Genomic DNA, 18395 nt, shown 5'->3' on the forward strand with positions numbered 1-18395 from the left:
CTATCGATAAAGGTCCGCCCGGGTCGGTGGCAGGCCGCTCGGGCCTCGCGCGCGTTTGGTGGCGACGGTCTGGAATATCTGCGCCGAGGCGCGTTCGAAGGTGATGGAGCAGCCGCTCAGGTAAAGCAGCCACAGCCGCGCCTTGGCTTCGCCGACCTCGGCGATTGCCTCGCCGAACCGCGCCTGCAGACGCTCGGCCCACAGCCTGCAGGTGCGGGCATAGTGCTCGCGCAAATTCTCGACATCGTAGACGAGGAAGCCGTGCGCTTCGAGATTGCCTAGCGTCATGCCGACCGTATCGAGCTCGCCACCCGGGAAGATGTATTTGATCAGCGCCCTGTATTCCGGCCCCTTGCGCAGGGTCTTCTTGATGTCGCCCTTGCTGCGCCTTGTGATGGCGTGATGCAGATAGATTCCGCCCGGTTTCAGCAGCCGGTGGACAGCGGAGAAGTAGGCCGCATGGTTTGCCAGGCCCAGATGCTCGAACATACCGATGGACGATATCTTGTCGAAGGTGCCGGTGAGCTCTGCGTAGGACTTTATCTCGATGGTGATCTTGTCCTCCAGACCCTCGGCGCGAATGCGCTCGCGGGCTAGTGAGGTCTGGGCTTGCGACAGCGATACGCCGTGTCCGACGACACCATAATTTTTCGCGGCGTGGATCAGCATCGCGCCCCAGCCGCAGCCGATGTCGAGCAATCTTTCACCCGGTTTCAGCCGAAGCTTGCGGCAGATATGGTCGAGCTTGTCGACCTGCGCCTCGTCGATGCCGTTTGCGAAATCCTGGAAATACCCGCAGCTATAGACCATGCGCTCGTCGAGAAAGAGCCCGTAGAAGGCATTCGAGATATCATAGTGATGCTGGATCGCCTCCTTGCTGGAGCCGCTGACGAACGGGTTGCGACCAGCGAGATCAACCCGCGACGTCATCTGCTTTCTCGAAAACAGCACCGCCGGCAGGTCACGCAGAAGCGCCCGTTTCGGCAATGTCTTCAGCTTCGACCGCAGCTTGCCCGTCGAAGGCAGGGCGTAGAAATCGAACAGCGATCCATCCTCGATGTCGACTGCCTTGGAAATCCACATCTCGATAAGGGTCGACAGGGACGGTCGGCGAACGATCTGCCAGACAATGTCGTGGTCGTTGATGACGAGCACGGGGCCGGTAGCGGGGCCGATCCGCTCGCCGGTCCACAGCCTGACCGCGAAGGCGGGCTTCACCGCCTCGACTACCGTTCGAACGATGCGCGCAGCTCTTTCGGTGGCGTCCATACCCTTCCCCGCTGTCGATGGCTCAATCTTGTCCGTTCGGGACCTGGATCGCAAGCCAAAGCATACGGCGCCATCTTCCGGCAAGGATGCCTTTTTCAGCATGGCACTTGTCATTTGCTGCAACGCACCCCATCATGAGGGTGTGTTCAACAAATCGAAAGGAGGTGATCCGATGTCGAGTGATTTCGTTTTCCAGAACGTGGCCTCAGCGGATTGCACTTTCGGGAAGCAGTCTTCCCGTTAAGGCGCGAGATGCGCGGCGGGTGACGTGAACGTCACCGCCATTGAGCCGCGCCATGGACGGAAACACGGAAGGCCGCCGGCTTCGAAAGAAGCGGCGGCCTTTTCCGTTTGGGCTGGGTTCTACTTGGTCAAAGCAAGGGTTTCGATGTTGCGGGCGATTGTCTGAAAGGCCGAATCCAATTCGGCGCCGTCGGCGGCCTGATAGAAGTGCTTGACTGAACCGGTATCGGGGCTGGCACAGTTCTGGAGCGTCGAAGCGGCATTCGTCTTATCGAGTTTGAAGCCGATCGTGAATATCTCTATGCCTTTGTCGCGCATGGCGGCGCAGAGTTTTGTCGCGGCCGTGCGGGTCGTTTCCTTGCCGGCATCGTTATAGACTCCGCCAACGCTGGTCGCGTCGAAATAGGACAGGTTGAATTCGCCGTCTGTCATAAGGATCGCGTACTTGCCAACTTTCTTGGGATCGAATTTGGCTGGCCGCTGAGAGGCATTGAGCACGCCGCCCCAGCTTTCCGACAGCATATACCAGGTCCATTGAACGCCGATGTGGCCGGCAGTACCCCCGAGGCGCCAAGATTCTTGATGACATTCTTGAGCGTGGCGACGTCAGCCGTCAAAGGGACGAGTGCGGCGGCCGGGCAAGCCGCAGTGTTTGTGTTAGCGGCAAAGCTAGACAACAGATAGTCGCGGTTGACCATGCTGGAGCCAGGACCCGCTTCCGAATATTGATCGGTCCCCTTGCGTTCGGTGGCGCAATTATCCGGGCGCGGGGATGCCGAAGCAGGTTGAGCGCTCGCATTGCCGGGCGCCTGCTTGCGCTGACTGGCATTGGCTTCCACATAGACGCTGCTGGCCGCAAGTTGGCCGGTATTGACCGAATTGGCGTAGGGCACGATGGAGAGGCGAACGCGCGGCTTGTTCGGGTCCTGAGTACCCAGGAAGCTGTCCACCGCATTGGCGGCGGCGGTCCTCAGGTCCTTGATTTTCTGACCGGCCATCGATCCGGTTACATCGAGCATCATCGCCACTTCGATGGTCTTGTCCGAATAAAGCGATGTTGTCGAAGCAGTGACCCGCCTCGCATCGTCCGTGCCGAAAATCGGGAAGAACAGGGCAACATCGACGTGGGCGTCCACCTGGACCGTTTTTGCGATCTTGTCGACGATCAGCCGGTCAAGAACGACTTGGCCGGCCTGCAGAATTCCGGCGGCAGCGTTGGCGTCGAGAAAGGCCTGCACGGATTTGTTTGCGTCGGCCTCCTTGATGGCACCCGTGGTCAGGTCACGTGCCGTCGATGTCACCGCCGCGTCGACGACGCCCTGCAGGCTCGATTTGGCATTGTAGAGCTGCGTGACATTGACCGAGAAGCCCGCGACCAGCGCCAAGACCGAGGCAGCAAAGCCGAACAGGACCGCGAAATTTCCACCGCGATCTCTGGCGAACCTGCCGACCGCGTGAATAAGACCCCCGCAATTCCGCATCCAACAGCCTCCGCTTGCCTCGGCCTCGTCGCCGCAGACAGGGCAATGCAGGATTCCAGCCGGATGACTCCGCCTCACGCCGGGACACCTTCGGCCAGATATCAAGCTGTTGTTTTTGCTTGCTTTAGACCTTCGCGAAAGTGAACGACTGGTAAACGAAAAACCACGATCCTCGCCGCGTTTATCAGACGCTTACCATGCTCGAGGCGAGGCAATTGCCGAGGTCTTGGCGACGTCCTGTTGCGGCACAGGCCTTCTGTGCGGAAGCGGACCAACTGTCCCAGGGTTGCGAGGCATGGCACAAACCTACAGCATGTCGCGGCGAATGGGATTCGCCCGACCTGCTGTAGGCTTCTGATTTAATGCGTGTCGTTGTCCCGGAACCGAGGACACTTCCGGGCGACATGTATTAGCCAACGCGTTGAGATTCAGATCAGGCCGAGTCGAAAATGGCTGACGCCGAGAACTAGGCCAGCATCTGCGCGCTGGCCGTCCTGTCGATACCGCGGTGGGGTGGATTGAACAGCCTGCCTTGCTGTTCGTAGGTCCATACCTTGAACAAGGTGAGCCGGTGCGGGCCGAAACTGTGCAGCAAGGGAACGTCGGTGGCGTCGCGGCCGCGCGCGATGACGACGCGACCAACCCTGGGCCGGTTATGGCGCGGATCGAACGTGTACCACTTGCCGTCGAGGAACGCTTCCATCCAGGCCGAGAAATCCATCGGCGCCGGATCGGCCGGCACGCCGATGTCGCCGAGATAGCCGTTCACGTAGCGCGCCGGAATGTTCATGCAACGGCAAAGCGTGATGGCCAGATGGGCGAAGTCGCGGCACACCCCGACGCGTTCCTCGTGCGCCTGCGCGGCAGTGCGGGTCGAACGCGCATAGCCATAGCCGAAGGACAGGCGGTTGTGGACATAGTCGACAATCGCCTGCACCCGCGCCCAACCGGACGGAAGATGGCCGAAAAGCTGCCAGGCGAGATTGCTCAGATGATCTGTCTCGCAATAGCGGCTGCCCAGGAGATAGAAGAGCACCTCGTCGGGTAACTCGCCGACCGGCATTTCCCGGGCCAGCGTGTTGACCTCGTCCGTCTCGCCACTGTCCTCGACAACCGCGTCGTAGAGGATGCGAAAGCCGCCGGCGGGCGCGGTGAAACGGCGGCAGGCATTGCCATGCAGGTCGTGATAGAGCCTGGTCGGCACCGATGGCGAGATGAGCACACGTGTCTGCCGCTTGATGTCGGCCCGCCTGTCCTTGTGGATTTCGAGCAGAGAAATCACCGGGGTTGCCTCGGCGCATTCAATCGCGATCTCGTAGCCGAGGCGTATCAGCATGGGCGTCGTCCCTGGTTCGCGTGATGGGAATTGTACGATTTCAAACGTTGCGAGGTGACGGTGGTTCCCTGGATCGCGACCCAAAAGCGCTCTCGCGCTTTTCATGTCGGCACCTTGGCGTTACGGTTGCGTCCTCCCTCGACACCCTCCCCCGGACTTCAAGGAAAATCATGTTTGCTGGCAAAAAATTCGCCGCCTTCCTCTTCGATATGGACGGCACGCTCATCAATTCCATCGCCTCGGCGGAGCGGGTCTGGGGCGACTGGGCGCTGCGCCACGGCCTCGACGTCGCGGCCTTCCTGCCGACAATTCATGGCGTGCGGGCGATCGAGACCATCACCGCCCTTGCACTCCCGGGCGTCGACCCGACACACGAAGCCGATTTACTGCTGAAGGCCGAGGCCGACGATCTCGAGGGCATCCTCCAGATCTCCGGTGCCGTGGCGTTTCTCAACGCGCTGCCGCCGGAGCGCTGGGCGATCGTAACCTCGGCGCCACGCTCGTTGGCGCTTGCACGCATGAAGGTCGCCGGCATTCCTGTCCCTGGGGTCCTCGTCGCGGCGGAGGATGTTTCCCGTGGCAAGCCGGCGCCCGACTGTTTCCAGCTCGGCGCAAGACGGCTTGGCTTCGACGCGCGTGACTGCCTGGTGTTCGAGGATGCCCCGGCTGGCATCGCGGCGGCGGAGGCGGCGGGAGCGTCGGTCATGGTGATCAACGCCACGCACCAGCATCCCCTGGCAACACAGCATGCCACGATCGCCGGTTACGATGACATCGACATCACCGTCGACGAACGCGGCTGGGTTGCGCTCGAGCCCCAGCGCAACGCAGCTTAGAGTGCAGCGCGGCCTGGAGTGTGCCGAGATTCAGGTCAGGCCGAGTCGAAAACGGAAGCTGCCGAGAACCGGAACGGAGCGTACTGAGGTATATGTGAGCAACGGAAGCGCAGGCAGCTTCCGTTTGCAGGCCGGTCTCATCTGAATATCAACACACTCTAGAAGTCGCTGGTCAGGCCTTTGACCTCCCAGTCGCCATAGCGGCCGGGTTCCTTGCCGCCGCGGCCGCCGATTTCCCGGGGCAGTGCTGCTTCCTTGCGGCGGTAGTCTTGCCGCCTTGCCTCGGCTTCCTGCAGCGCGCGGCGGGCGGCGGGCGTCAGCTCTTTTGGCGGCTCGCCGTCATCCGTGCCGGCTGGCGTTTTACTGGTTTCATCGTTCATGCGATATCTCGAGCGGATTGAAACAGGAACAGGCGTTTCCCATCATATAGCGATGACGTCACGAGGATCGACCCTTTTTCACCACCATCCGGACAGGAGCAGACGATGAACACCATTCGCACCGCCATGCTTCTCGCCGCCATGACTGCGCTGTTCATGGGCGTCGGCTTCCTGATCGGCGGTTCGGGCGGCATGATGATCGCCCTGCTGGTCGCTGCCGGCACCAATTTGTTCAGCTACTGGAACGCCGACAAGATGGTGCTGTCGATGAACCGCGCCGTCGAGGTCGACGAGAAGAACGCGCCGGAATATTACGCCATCGTCCAGGCACTGGCCAAACAGGCCGGGCTGCCGATGCCGAAAACCTATCTGATCGACAATCCGCAGCCGAATGCCTTTGCCACCGGCCGCAATCCGCAGAACGCGGCCGTCGCCGCCTCCACCGGCCTGCTGCAGCGGCTGACCCATGAAGAGGTCGCCGCCGTGATGGCGCATGAGCTCGCCCACGTCCAGCACCGCGACACGCTGACCATGACCATCGTCGCCACCTTTGCCGGTGCCATCTCGATGCTCGGGAATTTCGCCTTTTTCCTTGGCGGCAACCGCGACAACAACCCGTTCGGCTTTGTCGGCGTGCTGGCGGCGATGATCGTCGCGCCCTTCGCGGCCATGATCGTGCAGATGGCGGTCAGCCGCACCCGCGAATACGAGGCCGACCGGCGCGGCGCCGAAATCTGTGGACACCCGCTATGGCTGGCCTCCGCGCTTGACAAGATCGCCCGCGGGGCCGAACGCATTCCCAACCCCGATGCCGAGCGCAATCCCGCGATGGCGCATCTCTTCATCATCAACCCCCTGCATGGCGAGCGCATGGACAGTCTGTTCTCCACCCATCCGAGCACCGACAACCGCATCGCCGCCCTGCAGGCAATGGCGCGGCAGATGGGCGATGGCGCTCCGCGAACCGCGCAGCGGCAGGCACCGACGCCACCGCTAATGGACGAGCCGCAAGCAGCTGGACCGTGGGGCAAGCCGGCCGAACCGGAACAGCCGGCCGAACCGGCCAGCCCGAAATCCAATCCGTGGGGTCGCAACCCGACCGGGCCCAAGGGCCGGTGGTCGTGAGCGTGGCGGGCAGAGCACCTCGACGCACGGTTGCAGGCGATCAGGAACACAATGCCGGCGGCGAGTTCGTTGCCGGCCTCGCCGCGCGGAAGGCTGCGGCGCGGCTGCTGGCCGCAGTCATCGATGCCCGCACGCCGCTTGATGGCCTGACCGACCACGAGAACGGCCATCCGCAATACAGGGTCCTCGATTTGCGCGACCGTGGCCTGGTGCGCGCCATACTGGTAACCGCGCTGCGCTACCGCATGACCATCTCGGGACTGCTGGCGCGGCGCCTGGAAAAGCCGCTGCCGCCCAACGCGACCGCCTTGTCGCACATATTGCATGTGGCGGCAGCGCAGATCCTGTTCCTCGACATTCCCGACAGCGCCGCCGTCGACCTAGCCGTGACCCACGCCAAGTCCGACCCCCGCACGCAGCGTTTTTCCGGCCTGGTCAACGGCGTGCTGCGCACGCTGGCGCGAGCCAAGGAAGCCGAGCTTCCGGCCGCGCTTGCCGCCACAGACGAAGCGCCAAAATGGTTTTCCGACCGGCTGAAGGCCGCCTATGGCACCGAGAAGGCCCGGCAGATCCTGGCTGCCCATCGCCACGAGGCGCCGGTCGATTTCTCGGTCAAGGCCGATGCCGAACTCTGGGCCGAAAAGCTCGGCGGCATTGTCCTGCCCACCGGAACGGTTCGGGTGGAGAAGCTAGCCTGCGCCGTCACGGAATTGCCGGGCTTCGCGGAGGGGGCATGGTGGGTCCAGGATGCTGCGGCCAGCCTTCCCGCCCGGTTGTTCGGCGATGTCGCCGGCCTGCGCGTCGCCGACCTTTGCGCAGCGCCCGGCGGCAAGACCGCGCAGCTCATTCTCGCTGGCGCCAGGGTCACAGCGGTAGACACCTCGAAGAACCGCCTGGCGCGGCTGGCGCAGAATCTCGGCCGCCTCGGCCTCTCCGCCGACATCGTCCAGGCCGATCTGCTCAAATACGAGCCCAGCGAATTGTTCGACGCCGTGCTGCTCGATGCGCCATGTTCCTCGACGGGCACGGTGCGGCGGCATCCGGACGTGCCGTGGACCAAGACGGCGGCGGACGTCGAAAAACTCGCCGACTTGCAACGCAGGCTGCTCGCGCGCGCCGTTACACTGGTCAGGCCCGGCGGTAGGATCGTCTTTTCGAATTGTTCCCTCGATCCGATCGAGGGCGAAGAACTGCATCGTTCCTTTCTCAAGGACACGGCTGCGGTCATTGACGATCCGCTGCGGCAAGGCGAGATCGCCGGCATCGATTCGTTCCTGACGCCGCAAGGCACACTGCGCACCACGCCCGCCGATCTTGACCTCGGCGCGCCGGAGTGCTCCGGTCTGGACGGCTTCTTCGCCGCGCGCATGCGTCGAACCTCGGCCTAAGCACTGGGATTTGCAGATTTTTTTAGGAAGGAACCGGTCCAAAAGCAGGGGACCCGGCGCCGTCCTATGGAATTCGCCTTCGCATAAATTCTTGAATCATATAAGCTTGTGCTTGGGGTAGAGGACGATCAGGAGGGGTTTTGGCACTGGCTGCCAGCAACACGACGCGTCTGTGGACGCTGGTCGCGAAGGAGTTCTGGCGCAAGACGCGCCGGCGCCTGCGTGCCAGCCCGGTCTATCGCTGGCGCTATTCCGGCCGCACGCCCGAACGTGTCCTGATCGCGCCGCCGGACCTGCGCCTCGCCGACCCGCAGATCGCACTCGAGATCTATTACGGCCGCTATCCCCTATCTGGCCATCTGGTCGAGACCGGCGGCAAATCCCCTTTCCAGATCAATGTCCCCAATCACGGGTGGCAGAAGACGCTGCATGGCTTCCGCTGGCTGCGCCACATGCGTGCCGCTGGCACGGAGCTCGCCGCGGCAAACGCCCGCGCGCTCGTCTCCGACTGGATCGCCATGCATGGCAACCATATTTCAGGCATCGCCTGGGAGCCAGGCACGACGGCCAAACGCATCATCGCCTGGCTGCAGCATTCCTCCGTCGTGCTGCAGGGCGCCGAGTTCCCCTTTTACCGCGCTTTCCTGAAATCGCTCGCCATGCAGATCCGCTATCTCAGGTCGATGGCGCGCGAAATGCCCGACGGCAAGGATCGGCTGCGCGCCCGTATCGCGCTGGCCTTCGCGGCACTGTCCCTGCCGGCGCCGGCTTCCGCGCTGCGCGGCGCCACCCGCAACCTTGCCGGGGAACTCAATCGCCAGATCCTTGCCGACGGCGGCCATATCTCGCGCAATCCAATGGCTGTGCTGGAAATCCTCGCCGACCTCCTGCCGCTGCGCCAGACCTACGCCAACCAGGCCGAAGCGCCGCCGCAGGCGCTGATCGGCGCCATTGACCGCATGCTGCCGGCGCTGCGCTTCTTCCGCCATCAGGATGGCAGCCTCGCCCGCTTCAACGGTATGGGCGCCACAATCCATGACCGCATCGCCACCATCCTGCGCCATGACGACACCGCCGGCTCCCCGCTGCTGCATGCACCGCATTCGGGCTATGAACGGCTGGCGATCGGCGGCACCACCGTGATCGCCGATACCGGCCTGCCGCCGCCGGTCGACGTGTCCAATGCAGCCCATGCCGGCTGCCTCGCCTTCGAACTGTCGTCGGGCCGCCAGCACTATATCGTCAATGCCGGCATCGACACCTACGGCGCCGCGGAGTTCCGGCCACTGGCCCGCGCCACCGCAGCGCATTCGACAGCCACCATCAACGACACGTCTTCGGCGCGTTTCACCCACGCGCTGCGGGTCAACGACCAGTTGGGATCACCATTGATCGGCGGCCCGCAGCAAGTGCAGTGCAAGCGCATCGACCAGAAGGGCGTCCACGGCTTCATCGCCCGTCATGACGGGTATCTGCAGCGTTTCGGCTTCCTGCACGAACGTGAGCTGAAACTCTCCTCGGACGGCAATGTGCTGGCGGGCCGGGACCGGTTCCAGCGACCCGGCAACGCCGCGATCCGCAACAGCGGCCGCGATTTCATCACGGTGCGCTTTCACGTCCATCCGGACATCAATCTGCTGCAGGACGAACAGGAGCGGCTGGTGCTGACCGCCGATCTGGCCGACACCTGGGTGTTCACCTCGGACGAGGTGGTGCCCGAAGTTGAGGAATCGATCTATTTCGCCGGTCTGGGCGGGCCGCGCCGCAGCCGCCAGATCGTGCTCGCCTTCAAGGCGTCCGACATTGCCGAAGTCCATTGGCAGCTGACGCGGACAAAGATCGCCGGTTATCCCGAAAACAACTGAACCGCCGCCAAACCAGTCGGCTCAAGCCTGCTGCGGGATACCGAAGGCGTCATAGGTGCTGAGCGATGGCGGGCCGGCGAAGGCGAAGCGGATCTTGTCGACCATCGCCGCCGCCTCGCCGCTTCGGTCATAGCGCTCGGCATCCTCTGCCGTGCTCCAAACGGTGATTGCCATGAACGTGTCGCGCGCCTGGTGCTGCTGCAGCAGAACGGCGCTGATATTGCCCTTGGCAGCGCGGATGGCGGGGATCGCCTCGGCCTCGTAGACGTCCCGCACCCGCTCCGTCGTGTCCGGCAACGCCCTGAACTGGCCAATACGCACGAATGCCATAGGTTTTCCTCCATCGCGAGCACATGAGCCTATACTGGATGCCCTCAATTTCATATGAAACCGTCGAATGACGCGCCACGCTTGATTTCCGGGCCTCATATGCTACGGCGCGGGGCATCCATCACACCAGCCGTGAAAGGCCGCCAGCCAATGGCCGTCGCCGCCAAGAACATTCCCGCCCCGGACCTCGTTCCCGTCCGCCGTGCCTTGCTCTCCGTCTTCGACAAGACCGGGCTGATCGATTTCGCCAGGGCACTGGCCGCGGCCGGCGTCGAGCTCGTCTCCACCGGCGGCACGGCAAAAGCGATCGCCGAAGCCGGCATGGCGGTGCGCGATGTCTCCGAGCTCACCGGTTTTCCCGAGATCATGGACGGCCGCGTCAAGACGTTGCACCCGTCCGTGCACGGCGCGCTGCTTGGCGTGCGCGACGATCCCGAGCATACATTGGCGATGCGCAAATACGGCATCGAGCCGATCGATCTTGTCGTCTCCAATCTTTATCCGTTCGAGGAGGTCCGCCGCTCCGGCGCCGACTACGCGGCGATCGTCGAGAATATCGACATTGGCGGCCCGGCGATGATCCGTGCCTCGGCCAAGAACCATGCCTATGTCGCCATTGTCACCGATCCCGGCGACTACGCCGCGGTGCTCAACGCGCTGGAGATGAACATCGGCTCGCTGTCGCTGGATTTCCGCAAGAAGCTGGCGGCCAAGGCCTTCGCCCGCACCGCCACTTATGACGCGGCGATCTCGGGCTGGTTCGCCGAGGCGCTGGAGATCGAGCATCCGACCTGGCGCGCCTTCGGCGGCAGGCTTGCCGAGGTCATGCGCTACGGCGAAAACCCGCATCAGGATGCCGGCTTCTACGTCAATGGCGACAAACGGCCGGGCGTCGCCACGGCGCGGCAGCTGCAGGGCAAGCAACTATCCTACAACAACATCAACGACACCGACGCCGCCTTCGAACTGGCCGGCGAGTTCGATCCGAACCGCTCGGCCGCCGTCGCCATCATCAAGCACGCCAATCCGTGCGGCGTGGCCGAAGGTACGTCGCTGAAAGCGGCCTACGCCAAGGCGCTCGCCTGCGACCCGGTCTCGGCCTTCGGCGGCATCGTCGCCTTGAACCGCACCCTTGACGCCGAGGCGGCCGAGGAAATCGTGAAAACCTTCACCGAGGTGATCATCGCCCCCGACGCCACCGACGAGGCCGCGGCAATCATAGCTGCAAAGAAGAATTTGCGCCTGCTGGTCACCAGCGGCCTGCCCGACCCGCGCACGGCAGGCACGACGGTCAAGTCGGTTTCCGGTGGCCTGCTCGTCCAGGGCCGCGACAACGCCGTGGTCGACGACCTCGATCTGAAGGTGGTGACGAAGCGCGCGCCGACGCCCAGCGAAATGGCCGATCTGAAATTCGCCTTCCGCGTCGCCAAGCACGTCAAGTCGAACGCCATCGTCTATGCCAAGGACGGTGCCACCGTCGGCATCGGCGCCGGCCAGATGAGCCGGGTCGATTCCTCACGCATCGCCGCGCGCAAGGCGGTCGACGCGGCGGAGACGGCAGGCATGGCGGAGCCGTTGACCAAGGGCTCGGTGGTCGCTTCGGACGCCTTCTTTCCCTTCGCCGACGGCCTGCTGTCGGCCATCGAAGCCGGTGCCACCGCCGTGATCCAGCCGGGCGGTTCGATGCGCGACGACGACGTCATCGCCGCCGCCGACGAACACGGCATCGCCATGGTGTTCACAGGCGTGCGGCATTTCCGGCATTGAGGAGCTTCTTCCCTTCTCCCTTGTTGTTGTGGGAGAAGGAAGAGGCGCTGCTATTCAACTGGCCGATCCGCCGGATACGGCGTGCGAACCAGGATCGCCATGCCGATGGCCAGGAACAGGATAATCGCCGCCATGCCGAGCCGCGCCGAGCCGCTGGTTGCGGTAATCGTCGCCACCATGAACGGCGCCAGGAAACTGGTTGCGCGGCCGGCTAGCGCATAGATGCCGAAATAGCGGCCGGATTCGGCTGCGGTCACGCTGCGCGCCATGTAGGAGCGCGACGACGCCTGCACCGGCCCGAAAGCCAGGCCGATCAGCAGGCCGTACATGATGTAGGCCTTTTCGGCCGCCGTGCCGAACAGGCCTCCCGAGTCGGCGGTCGAAAGCTGGATCAGGCCAAGCAGCGTGAAGCCCGGGCCGGTCGAGACGACGCCGATGGTGGCGATGGACAGCATGACCAACGAAATCATCACCACCGCCTTGGAACCCAGGCCGGTGTCGAGCCGCGCCGCGATCCAGCAACCGAAGATGGCGACGACGTTGAGGATGATGCCGAACATGCCGATCTCGGTGATAGACCATTGGAACATGCCCGCCGCGAAGGTGCCGCCCAGCGCCAGCAGCGCATTGACGCCGTCCTGGTAGATCATGCGGGCGACGAGGAAGCGGAAGATGCCGCCACGCTTGCGCACCTCGGCCAGCGTCGATTTCAGCTCCGACAGGCCTTCGCGCACCGCCGGCCCGATCGGGATGCCCTTGATGGCGTCGGGCGTGAAGAAGAACATCGGCAGGATGAACAGGAAATACCATCCGGCCGACAGCGGCCCGGTGGCGCGGGCATCCTCGCCCAGCTGCGGGTCAAGACCGAACAATGGGGTGATGCCGATGATCGTCTTGCCGGTTTCCGGCGAGCCGGCCAGGCAGGTGACGACGAAGATCAGTGCGATCATGCCACCGAGATAACCGAGGCCCCAGGCCACGTTGGAGATGCGGCCGATCTCGCTCTTCGGCACCAGGCGCGGCATCATGGAATCATTGAAGACGGTAGAAAACTCCGCCGCCACCGATGCCAGCGAGAACAGCGCCACGATCAGGAACAGGTTCGAGCCGGGCGCGGCGAACCAGAGCAAGGTGAGACTGGTGACCTTGATCGCGGCGAAGAAGGCGATCCATGGCTTGCGCGGTCCGGTCTGGTCGGCGATCGAACCGAGGATCGGCGACAGCACCGCGATGACCAGCCCGGCAGCGGCGATGCCATAGCCCCAGACGGCTTGGCCGGTGGTGGGATCGCCCGCCATGCGCGAAACGAAATAGGGGCCGAAAATGAAGGTGGTGACGACCGTGAAGAACGGCTGCGCCGCCCAGTCGAAGAACATCCACCCCCAAATGCCGCGCCCGGACGCCCGCTGGATTGTCTCTACCGCCATAGTGATTCCCCCGGCACCCGCTCCGCCCATTTCGGGCGCCATGTCTGCATGTTTCGAATATTCATGCAAATGGACAAGCGCTGGCTCACATTCCCGTCAAATCGCTCATCAGGCCCGACGCAACCGACAGCCGCGACACGGTGATGTCGCCGCCTTCCGTCAGCGCCTGTAGCCGATCGCGGATGCGCGCCACCCGCTCGCCGCCGGCTTCGAGCCAGGCCGCCACCGGATCGGCCGCCTTGGACTGGCCGGTGAGCGCGGCGACCGCGATACCGCGCCGTGCCGCGCCGATCGTGTCGGTGGCGCGGGACAGAGCGAGTTGATCATAATAGTCCGAAGGCGTGATCGAGCGCGCCGCATCCTCGACGCGCGGGATGCGGAAGGCGTCGCTGACGGCGAAGAACGCCCTGGCGGCCGCGACAATATCGGCACCGGCGGTGCGCGCCGTCAGCGCGATATCGGGGATGAGCTCCGCCGCCTCGCTCATCGCCAGCTGCTCGGCCAGCTTCTCCGGGGCGCCAGCCTTGAACAGCCCGTGCCGCTTCTCCTCGATCCGCTCGCGGGAAAAAGCCGGCAGCAGCGATACCAGTTTGGGCTCCAGCGCCTTGCGCGCCTCCTGCAGTTCGGCGATGCGCTGGCCGAGCGGTGCCGTGCCGGCATCGTTCTTCAGATACCAGCCGCTGCTCATATAGATGAGCCGGCTCACCATCTGGTAGAGATCGAGCTGCACCTGGCCGTCGATCTGGTTGTCGAGCGCGTCGATCTCGCGATAGAGCGCCGGCAGCGCAAAGCCATCGCGCACCACGGCGAAGGTGCGCACCACATCGGCGGCAGTGCGCCCCGTCGCTTCCTGCAGCCGGTTGACGAAGGACGGCCCTCCGCGATTGACCAGGTCGTTGGCCACGACACGGGCGATGATCTCGCGGCGCAGCCGATGACCGTGGATCTCGGAAGCGTATTTCTTCGCCATCCGGTCCGGGAAATAGCCCATCAGATCGCGGTCGAAATGCGCATCGTCCGGCACGTCGCTGGCGACGATGTCGGAAAACAGCACGATCTTGGCATATGCGAGCAGAACGCCAAGCTCGGCCCGGGTCAGCGGCTCGCCGCGTGCCTCGCGCTCGGCAAGAGCTACCGGCGACGGCAACGTCTCGACCACACGATCGAGCAGGCCGCGCGCCTCCAGCGCCGTCATGAAGCGGCTTTGATGCGCGATGTCGGCGAGACCGCGCTTGCGGGCGATCGAAAGCGCCAGCGTCTGCTGGTAGTTGTTGGACAGCACCAGGCCGCCAACCTCGTCGGTCATCTCGGCCAGCAGCTTGTTGCGCGCCGGACGTGTCAGCGATCCCTTGCGCATGGCGGACGCCAGCGCGATCTTGATGTTGACCTCGACGTCGGAGCAGTTGACGCCGCCCGAATTGTCGATGGCGTCGGAATTGCAGCGGCCGCCATTCATGCCGAACTCGATGCGTGCGCGCTGCGTCACACCGAGATTGGCGCCCTCGCCGATCACCTTGGCGCGCGCGTCGAGCGCGGTGATGCGGACGGCATCGTTGGCGCGGTCGCCGACCTCGGCATTGGTTTCGGTCGACGCCCTGAGATACGTGCCGATGCCGCCGAACCACAACAGGTCGACCGGCGCCTTGAGGATGGCGGTCATGATCTCGACCGGCGTGGCGGTCGTCTTGGCGAGGCCGATCGCGACCGCCGCGGCCGCCGGCAAGGTGATCGACTTCTGGTTGCGCGAGACGATGACGCCGCCTTCCGACAGCTTGGTCTTGTCATAGTCCTGCCAGCTCGAACGCGGCAACGCGAACATGCGCTCGCGCTCGGCCATCGAGGCCGCCATGTCAGGATCCGGATCGATGAAGATGTCGCGATGGTCGAAGGCGGCGATCAGCCGCGTTTTCGGCGACAACAGCATGCCGTTGCCGAACACGTCGCCCGACATGTCACCGACACCGACAACAGAGAACGGCGAGGTTTGGACATCGCGGTTCATCTCGCGGAAATGCCGCTTGACCGCTTCCCAGGCGCCCTTGGCGGTGATGCCCATCTTCTTGTGGTCGTAGCCGGCCGAACCGCCGCTGGCGAAGGCATCGTCGAGCCAGAAGCCGTGCTTCTCCGAGATGGCGTTGGCGGTGTCGGAGAAGGTCGCCGTGCCCTTGTCGGCGGCGACGACGAAATAAGGATCGTCCTGGTCGCGGCGCACTACGCCGGCCGGCGGAATGACGCCGTCCAGGCCGATATTGTCGGTGATCGACAGCAGGCTGGAGACAAAGTTCTTGTAAGCCGAGGTGCCGGCCTCGAAAATGGCGTCGCGGCCGGCGCTCATCGGCAGCTTCTTGGGATAGAAGCCGCCTTTGGCGCCGACAGGCACGATGACGGCATTCTTGACCTGTTGCGCCTTGACCAGGCCGAGCACTTCGGTGCGGTAGTCCTGGGCGCGGTCCGACCAGCGCAAGCCGCCACGCGCCACCGGGCCGAAGCGCAGATGCAGGCCTTCGACCTCGGAGCCGTAGACGAAGATTTCCCGCCATGGCCGCGGCGCCGGCAATCCCTCGACCGCCTGCGATTCGAGCTTGATCGCCAGCGACTGGCCTTTCTCTTTCGTATCGGCAACGAAATGATTGGTGCGCAGCGAGGCTTCGATCAGATTTAAATAGCGACGGATGATGGTGTCGTCGTCGATGTTGGGCACATCTTCCAGCGCATCCCTGATCTTGGCCTTGAGGTGCTTGGCCGCCACCACGCCTTCCGTTTCCGCCGTCGGGCCGAGCCGCGCGATGAACAGGTCATGCAGGCCGCGCGCGATCTCGGGATAGCGGTTGAGCGCCGCGGCAATGAAATCCTGGCTCTGCGGAATGCCGACCTGCTGCAAATAGCGGCCATAGGCGCGCAGGATCGTGATCTCGCCCGACCACAGGCCGGCGGTCTGGGCAAGGCCATTATAGCCATCATTGTCGACATCGCCGCGCCATACCGACAGGAAAGCGTCCTCGAACAGCGCGCCGCCGTCGGCGAGGTCGATCGGCTTGCCGTAGCTGTTCTCCAGCTCCATGTCGTGGATGAAGACCAAGCCCGACTGGTCGTCGCCGACCTCGAAGGTGCGCTCACTGATGACACGGAAGCCGATGTTCTCCAGCACCGGAACGCGCCGCGACAACGCCACCGGGCTGCCATGGTGATAGATCTTCAGCGCCGCCTGGTGTGGCTTCTGCTCGGCATGGCGGTAATAGTCGATGGCGATCGGATTGCCGGCGCTGATCTTGGCGATACGCCCGGCGTCGGCCAGCGCCACCGCCGCGCTGAACGTATCCCGGTAGCTCTCCGGCAGCCGCGCGGCGATCGCTTTCAATGCCGGGTCGCTGCCGCTGGCTTCCGCTGCGTCGGCAAGCGCATCTTCCCAGGTGCGCACGATGTCGCGGATCGCCGCCTCTATCGTCGCCTGCTCGACCTTCGGCGTCTTGCCGCCGGAGCGGCCGATGATGAAGTGAACGCGCGCCAGCCCGCCTTCGGGGAAGGCCGGGTAGTAGGCCGACAGCCGGCCCTCGAACACGGTTTTCAGATAGGCGCCGATCTTCTCGCGCACGACGCTGTCGTAGCGGTCGCGCGGCACGAAGACGAGGATCGAGACGAAACGGTCGAACTGGTCGGCGCGCACCAGCGCTCGCACGCGGGGCCGTTCGACCAGGCCGAGAATGGCAGCGGCATGCTTGCGCAGGATCGGAACCGGCACCTGGAACAGCTCGTCGCGCGGGTAGCTTTCCAGCACGTTGATCAGCGCCTTGCCGGAGTGGTCATGGCGGTCGAACCCGGACTTGGCGATGATGGTTTCGGCCTTGGACCTCAGATACGGGATCTTCATCACCGACCGCGTATAGGCGGTCGAGGTGAACAGGCCGACGATGCGCAGTTCGCCCGCCAGCGCACCCTTGGCGGTGTAGGTCTTGACGCCGATGTAGTCGAGATAGATGCGCCGGTGCACCAGCGACTTTGCATTGGCCTTGGTGACGATCAGCGGCTCCGGTCCGTGCAGGAAAGCACGGATTTCCGGCGTCGTCGTCACCGCCTCGGTCCCGCGCCTCAGCACCAGCACGTCCGGGTCGGTCAGGATGCCGAGGCCGGGCTTTTCGGCGCGTTCCAGATTGCCGCTTTCCTCGCCGCCGGTATATTTGAATTCACGCATGCCGAGGAAGGTGAAGTTGTCGTCGCGCAGCCACTCCAGGAAGGCGATGGCCTCGGCGACGCTCTTCTTGTCGAGCGGCACCGCCGAATAGCGGAATTCGGAGATTGCCTGATCGAGCCGGGCCAGCATCGGCCGCCAGTCGTTGACCGCGGCGTGGACCTGTCCAAGCATCTTGCGCAGCCGCTCGGTCAAGCCATTTGCCTGTTCGGGCGTCAGCCGGGGAATATGCACATGTATCACGCTCAGCCGGTCGTGGCTGCCGTCGTCCTTGGCGAAATTGCCGTCGCCGAGGATTTCGTCCACACCCGTCTTGCCATGGCGAACCGTGATCACCGGATGGGTGACCAGGGTCGGTTCACCTGATGTCTCTGTGACCTCGCCGAGGATGGAATCGAACAGGAACGGCATGTTGTCGTTGACGACCGTGATGACGGTCACCGGGCGGCCTTCGCGAACGACGCCCGAATCGGCTTCGACGGCGACGACGCACTCACCCTTTTTGTGAACGGCGACCGCCTGGCCGGCGAGATCGGCGGCACGTTCGAGGTCCGTCACGTCGTAGGCGGCGATATCCTCCGCCGGCGCGCGGGCGAGCAGGTAATCAGTGAGCCTGGCCGGTCTGTCCTCGATCTTCGCCGCAGGTGCCTTCTTCTTCGACTTGGCTGCGGACTTCACACTGGCCATGACGCTTCTTCCCTCCCGTCGCATGCTTTTGCGACTATGGTAGCAGATGACCGCTGTTTGGCGACAAAGGTTTGA

Annotated in this window: 13 protein-coding genes; 5 read left to right on the plus strand and 8 right to left on the minus strand. The window is 64.0% G+C overall.

Annotation, left to right across the window (positions count from 1 at the left end):
* The 4 genes from FJ492_RS08650 to FJ492_RS08660 all read right to left on the minus strand — a co-directional run bounded on the left by FJ492_RS08650 (position 1) and on the right by FJ492_RS08660 (position 4329).
* Positions 1 to 1269, minus strand: coding sequence for a cyclopropane-fatty-acyl-phospholipid synthase family protein (locus FJ492_RS08650; RefSeq protein WP_140503898.1), 1269 nt, complete (start codon positions 1267 to 1269; stop codon positions 1 to 3).
* Between the two features lie 363 nt (positions 1270 to 1632).
* On the minus strand, positions 1633 to 1944 hold the full coding sequence (locus FJ492_RS29555; protein WP_348641904.1) for a hypothetical protein: 312 nt from the start codon (positions 1942 to 1944) through the stop codon (positions 1633 to 1635).
* The gene (locus tag FJ492_RS08655; protein ID WP_348641905.1) at positions 1941 to 2897 is read right to left on the minus strand and encodes a pilus assembly protein; all 957 of its coding nucleotides are present in this window, start codon (positions 2895 to 2897) and stop codon (positions 1941 to 1943) included. Before FJ492_RS08655 ends, FJ492_RS29555 begins: the two co-directional genes overlap by 4 nt.
* 562 nt (positions 2898 to 3459) lie before the next feature.
* Entirely contained in the window at positions 3460 to 4329 is an 870-nt protein-coding gene (locus tag FJ492_RS08660) for a transglutaminase family protein (RefSeq protein WP_140769508.1), read from the minus strand.
* 170 nt (positions 4330 to 4499) lie between these two features.
* On the opposite strand from FJ492_RS08660, the gene FJ492_RS08665 reads away from it, so the two are divergent.
* Positions 4500 to 5165, plus strand: coding sequence for an HAD-IA family hydrolase (locus FJ492_RS08665; RefSeq protein WP_140503902.1), 666 nt, complete (start codon positions 4500 to 4502; stop codon positions 5163 to 5165).
* Between the two features lie 158 nt (positions 5166 to 5323).
* Here FJ492_RS08665 and FJ492_RS08670 read toward each other — a convergent pair whose 3' ends face one another.
* Complete coding sequence (locus FJ492_RS08670; RefSeq protein WP_027145146.1) at positions 5324 to 5545, minus strand: DUF1674 domain-containing protein; 222 nt, start codon at positions 5543 to 5545, stop codon at positions 5324 to 5326.
* A 105-nt stretch (positions 5546 to 5650) separates the two neighbouring features.
* On the opposite strand from FJ492_RS08670, the gene htpX reads away from it, so the two are divergent.
* The 3 genes from htpX to FJ492_RS08685 all read left to right on the plus strand — a co-directional run bounded on the left by htpX (position 5651) and on the right by FJ492_RS08685 (position 9923).
* Positions 5651 to 6670, plus strand: a complete 1020-nt coding sequence (gene htpX, locus FJ492_RS08675) for a zinc metalloprotease HtpX (protein WP_140769510.1) — start codon at positions 5651 to 5653, stop codon at positions 6668 to 6670.
* Complete coding sequence (locus FJ492_RS08680) at positions 6667 to 8058, plus strand: RsmB/NOP family class I SAM-dependent RNA methyltransferase (protein WP_181166610.1); 1392 nt, start codon at positions 6667 to 6669, stop codon at positions 8056 to 8058. Before htpX ends, FJ492_RS08680 begins: the two co-directional genes overlap by 4 nt.
* A gap of 140 nt (positions 8059 to 8198) precedes the next feature.
* Entirely contained in the window at positions 8199 to 9923 is a 1725-nt protein-coding gene (locus FJ492_RS08685) for a heparinase II/III family protein (protein ID WP_140750559.1), read from the plus strand.
* A gap of 21 nt (positions 9924 to 9944) precedes the next feature.
* On the opposite strand, the gene FJ492_RS08690 is transcribed toward FJ492_RS08685, so the two are convergent.
* Complete coding sequence (locus tag FJ492_RS08690; RefSeq protein WP_140769514.1) at positions 9945 to 10253, minus strand: antibiotic biosynthesis monooxygenase; 309 nt, start codon at positions 10251 to 10253, stop codon at positions 9945 to 9947.
* 150 nt (positions 10254 to 10403) lie between these two features.
* Here FJ492_RS08690 and purH point away from each other — a divergent pair, with 150 nt between their 5' ends.
* Complete coding sequence (purH, locus tag FJ492_RS08695) at positions 10404 to 12020, plus strand: bifunctional phosphoribosylaminoimidazolecarboxamide formyltransferase/IMP cyclohydrolase (protein WP_140769516.1); 1617 nt, start codon at positions 10404 to 10406, stop codon at positions 12018 to 12020.
* 50 nt (positions 12021 to 12070) lie between these two features.
* On the opposite strand, the gene FJ492_RS08700 is transcribed toward purH, so the two are convergent.
* Together FJ492_RS08700 and FJ492_RS08705 are read right to left on the minus strand one after the other, a co-directional pair.
* A complete protein-coding gene (locus FJ492_RS08700; RefSeq protein ID WP_140750565.1) occupies positions 12071 to 13447 on the minus strand; it encodes an MFS transporter in 1377 nt (458 codons plus the stop codon).
* Between the two features lie 85 nt (positions 13448 to 13532).
* Entirely contained in the window at positions 13533 to 18320 is a 4788-nt protein-coding gene (locus tag FJ492_RS08705; RefSeq protein ID WP_140769518.1) for an NAD-glutamate dehydrogenase, read from the minus strand.
* Positions 18321 to 18395: the final 75 nt, after the last annotated feature.

Source organism: Mesorhizobium sp. B2-5-4, from assembly GCF_006441095.1.
GTDB classification, from domain to species: domain Bacteria; phylum Pseudomonadota; class Alphaproteobacteria; order Rhizobiales; family Rhizobiaceae; genus Mesorhizobium; species Mesorhizobium salmacidum.

Bases quoted from the DNA above. Each gene is read 5' to 3' on its own strand.
- htpX (WP_140769510.1), top strand. From the start codon at position 5,651: ATGAACACCATTCGCACCGCCATGCTTCTCGCCGCCATGACTGCGCTG.
- FJ492_RS08650 (WP_140503898.1), bottom strand. From the start codon at position 1,269: ATGGACGCCACCGAAAGAGCTGCGCGCATCGTTCGAACGGTAGTCGAG.
- FJ492_RS29555 (WP_348641904.1), bottom strand. From the start codon at position 1,944: ATGACAGACGGCGAATTCAACCTGTCCTATTTCGACGCGACCAGCGTT.
- FJ492_RS08670 (WP_027145146.1), bottom strand. From the start codon at position 5,545: ATGAACGATGAAACCAGTAAAACGCCAGCCGGCACGGATGACGGCGAG.
- purH (WP_140769516.1), top strand. From the start codon at position 10,404: ATGGCCGTCGCCGCCAAGAACATTCCCGCCCCGGACCTCGTTCCCGTC.
- FJ492_RS08690 (WP_140769514.1), bottom strand. From the start codon at position 10,253: ATGGCATTCGTGCGTATTGGCCAGTTCAGGGCGTTGCCGGACACGACG.
- FJ492_RS08665 (WP_140503902.1), top strand. From the start codon at position 4,500: ATGTTTGCTGGCAAAAAATTCGCCGCCTTCCTCTTCGATATGGACGGC.
- FJ492_RS08660 (WP_140769508.1), bottom strand. From the start codon at position 4,329: ATGCTGATACGCCTCGGCTACGAGATCGCGATTGAATGCGCCGAGGCA.
- FJ492_RS08705 (WP_140769518.1), bottom strand. From the start codon at position 18,320: ATGGCCAGTGTGAAGTCCGCAGCCAAGTCGAAGAAGAAGGCACCTGCG.
- FJ492_RS08700 (WP_140750565.1), bottom strand. From the start codon at position 13,447: ATGGCGGTAGAGACAATCCAGCGGGCGTCCGGGCGCGGCATTTGGGGG.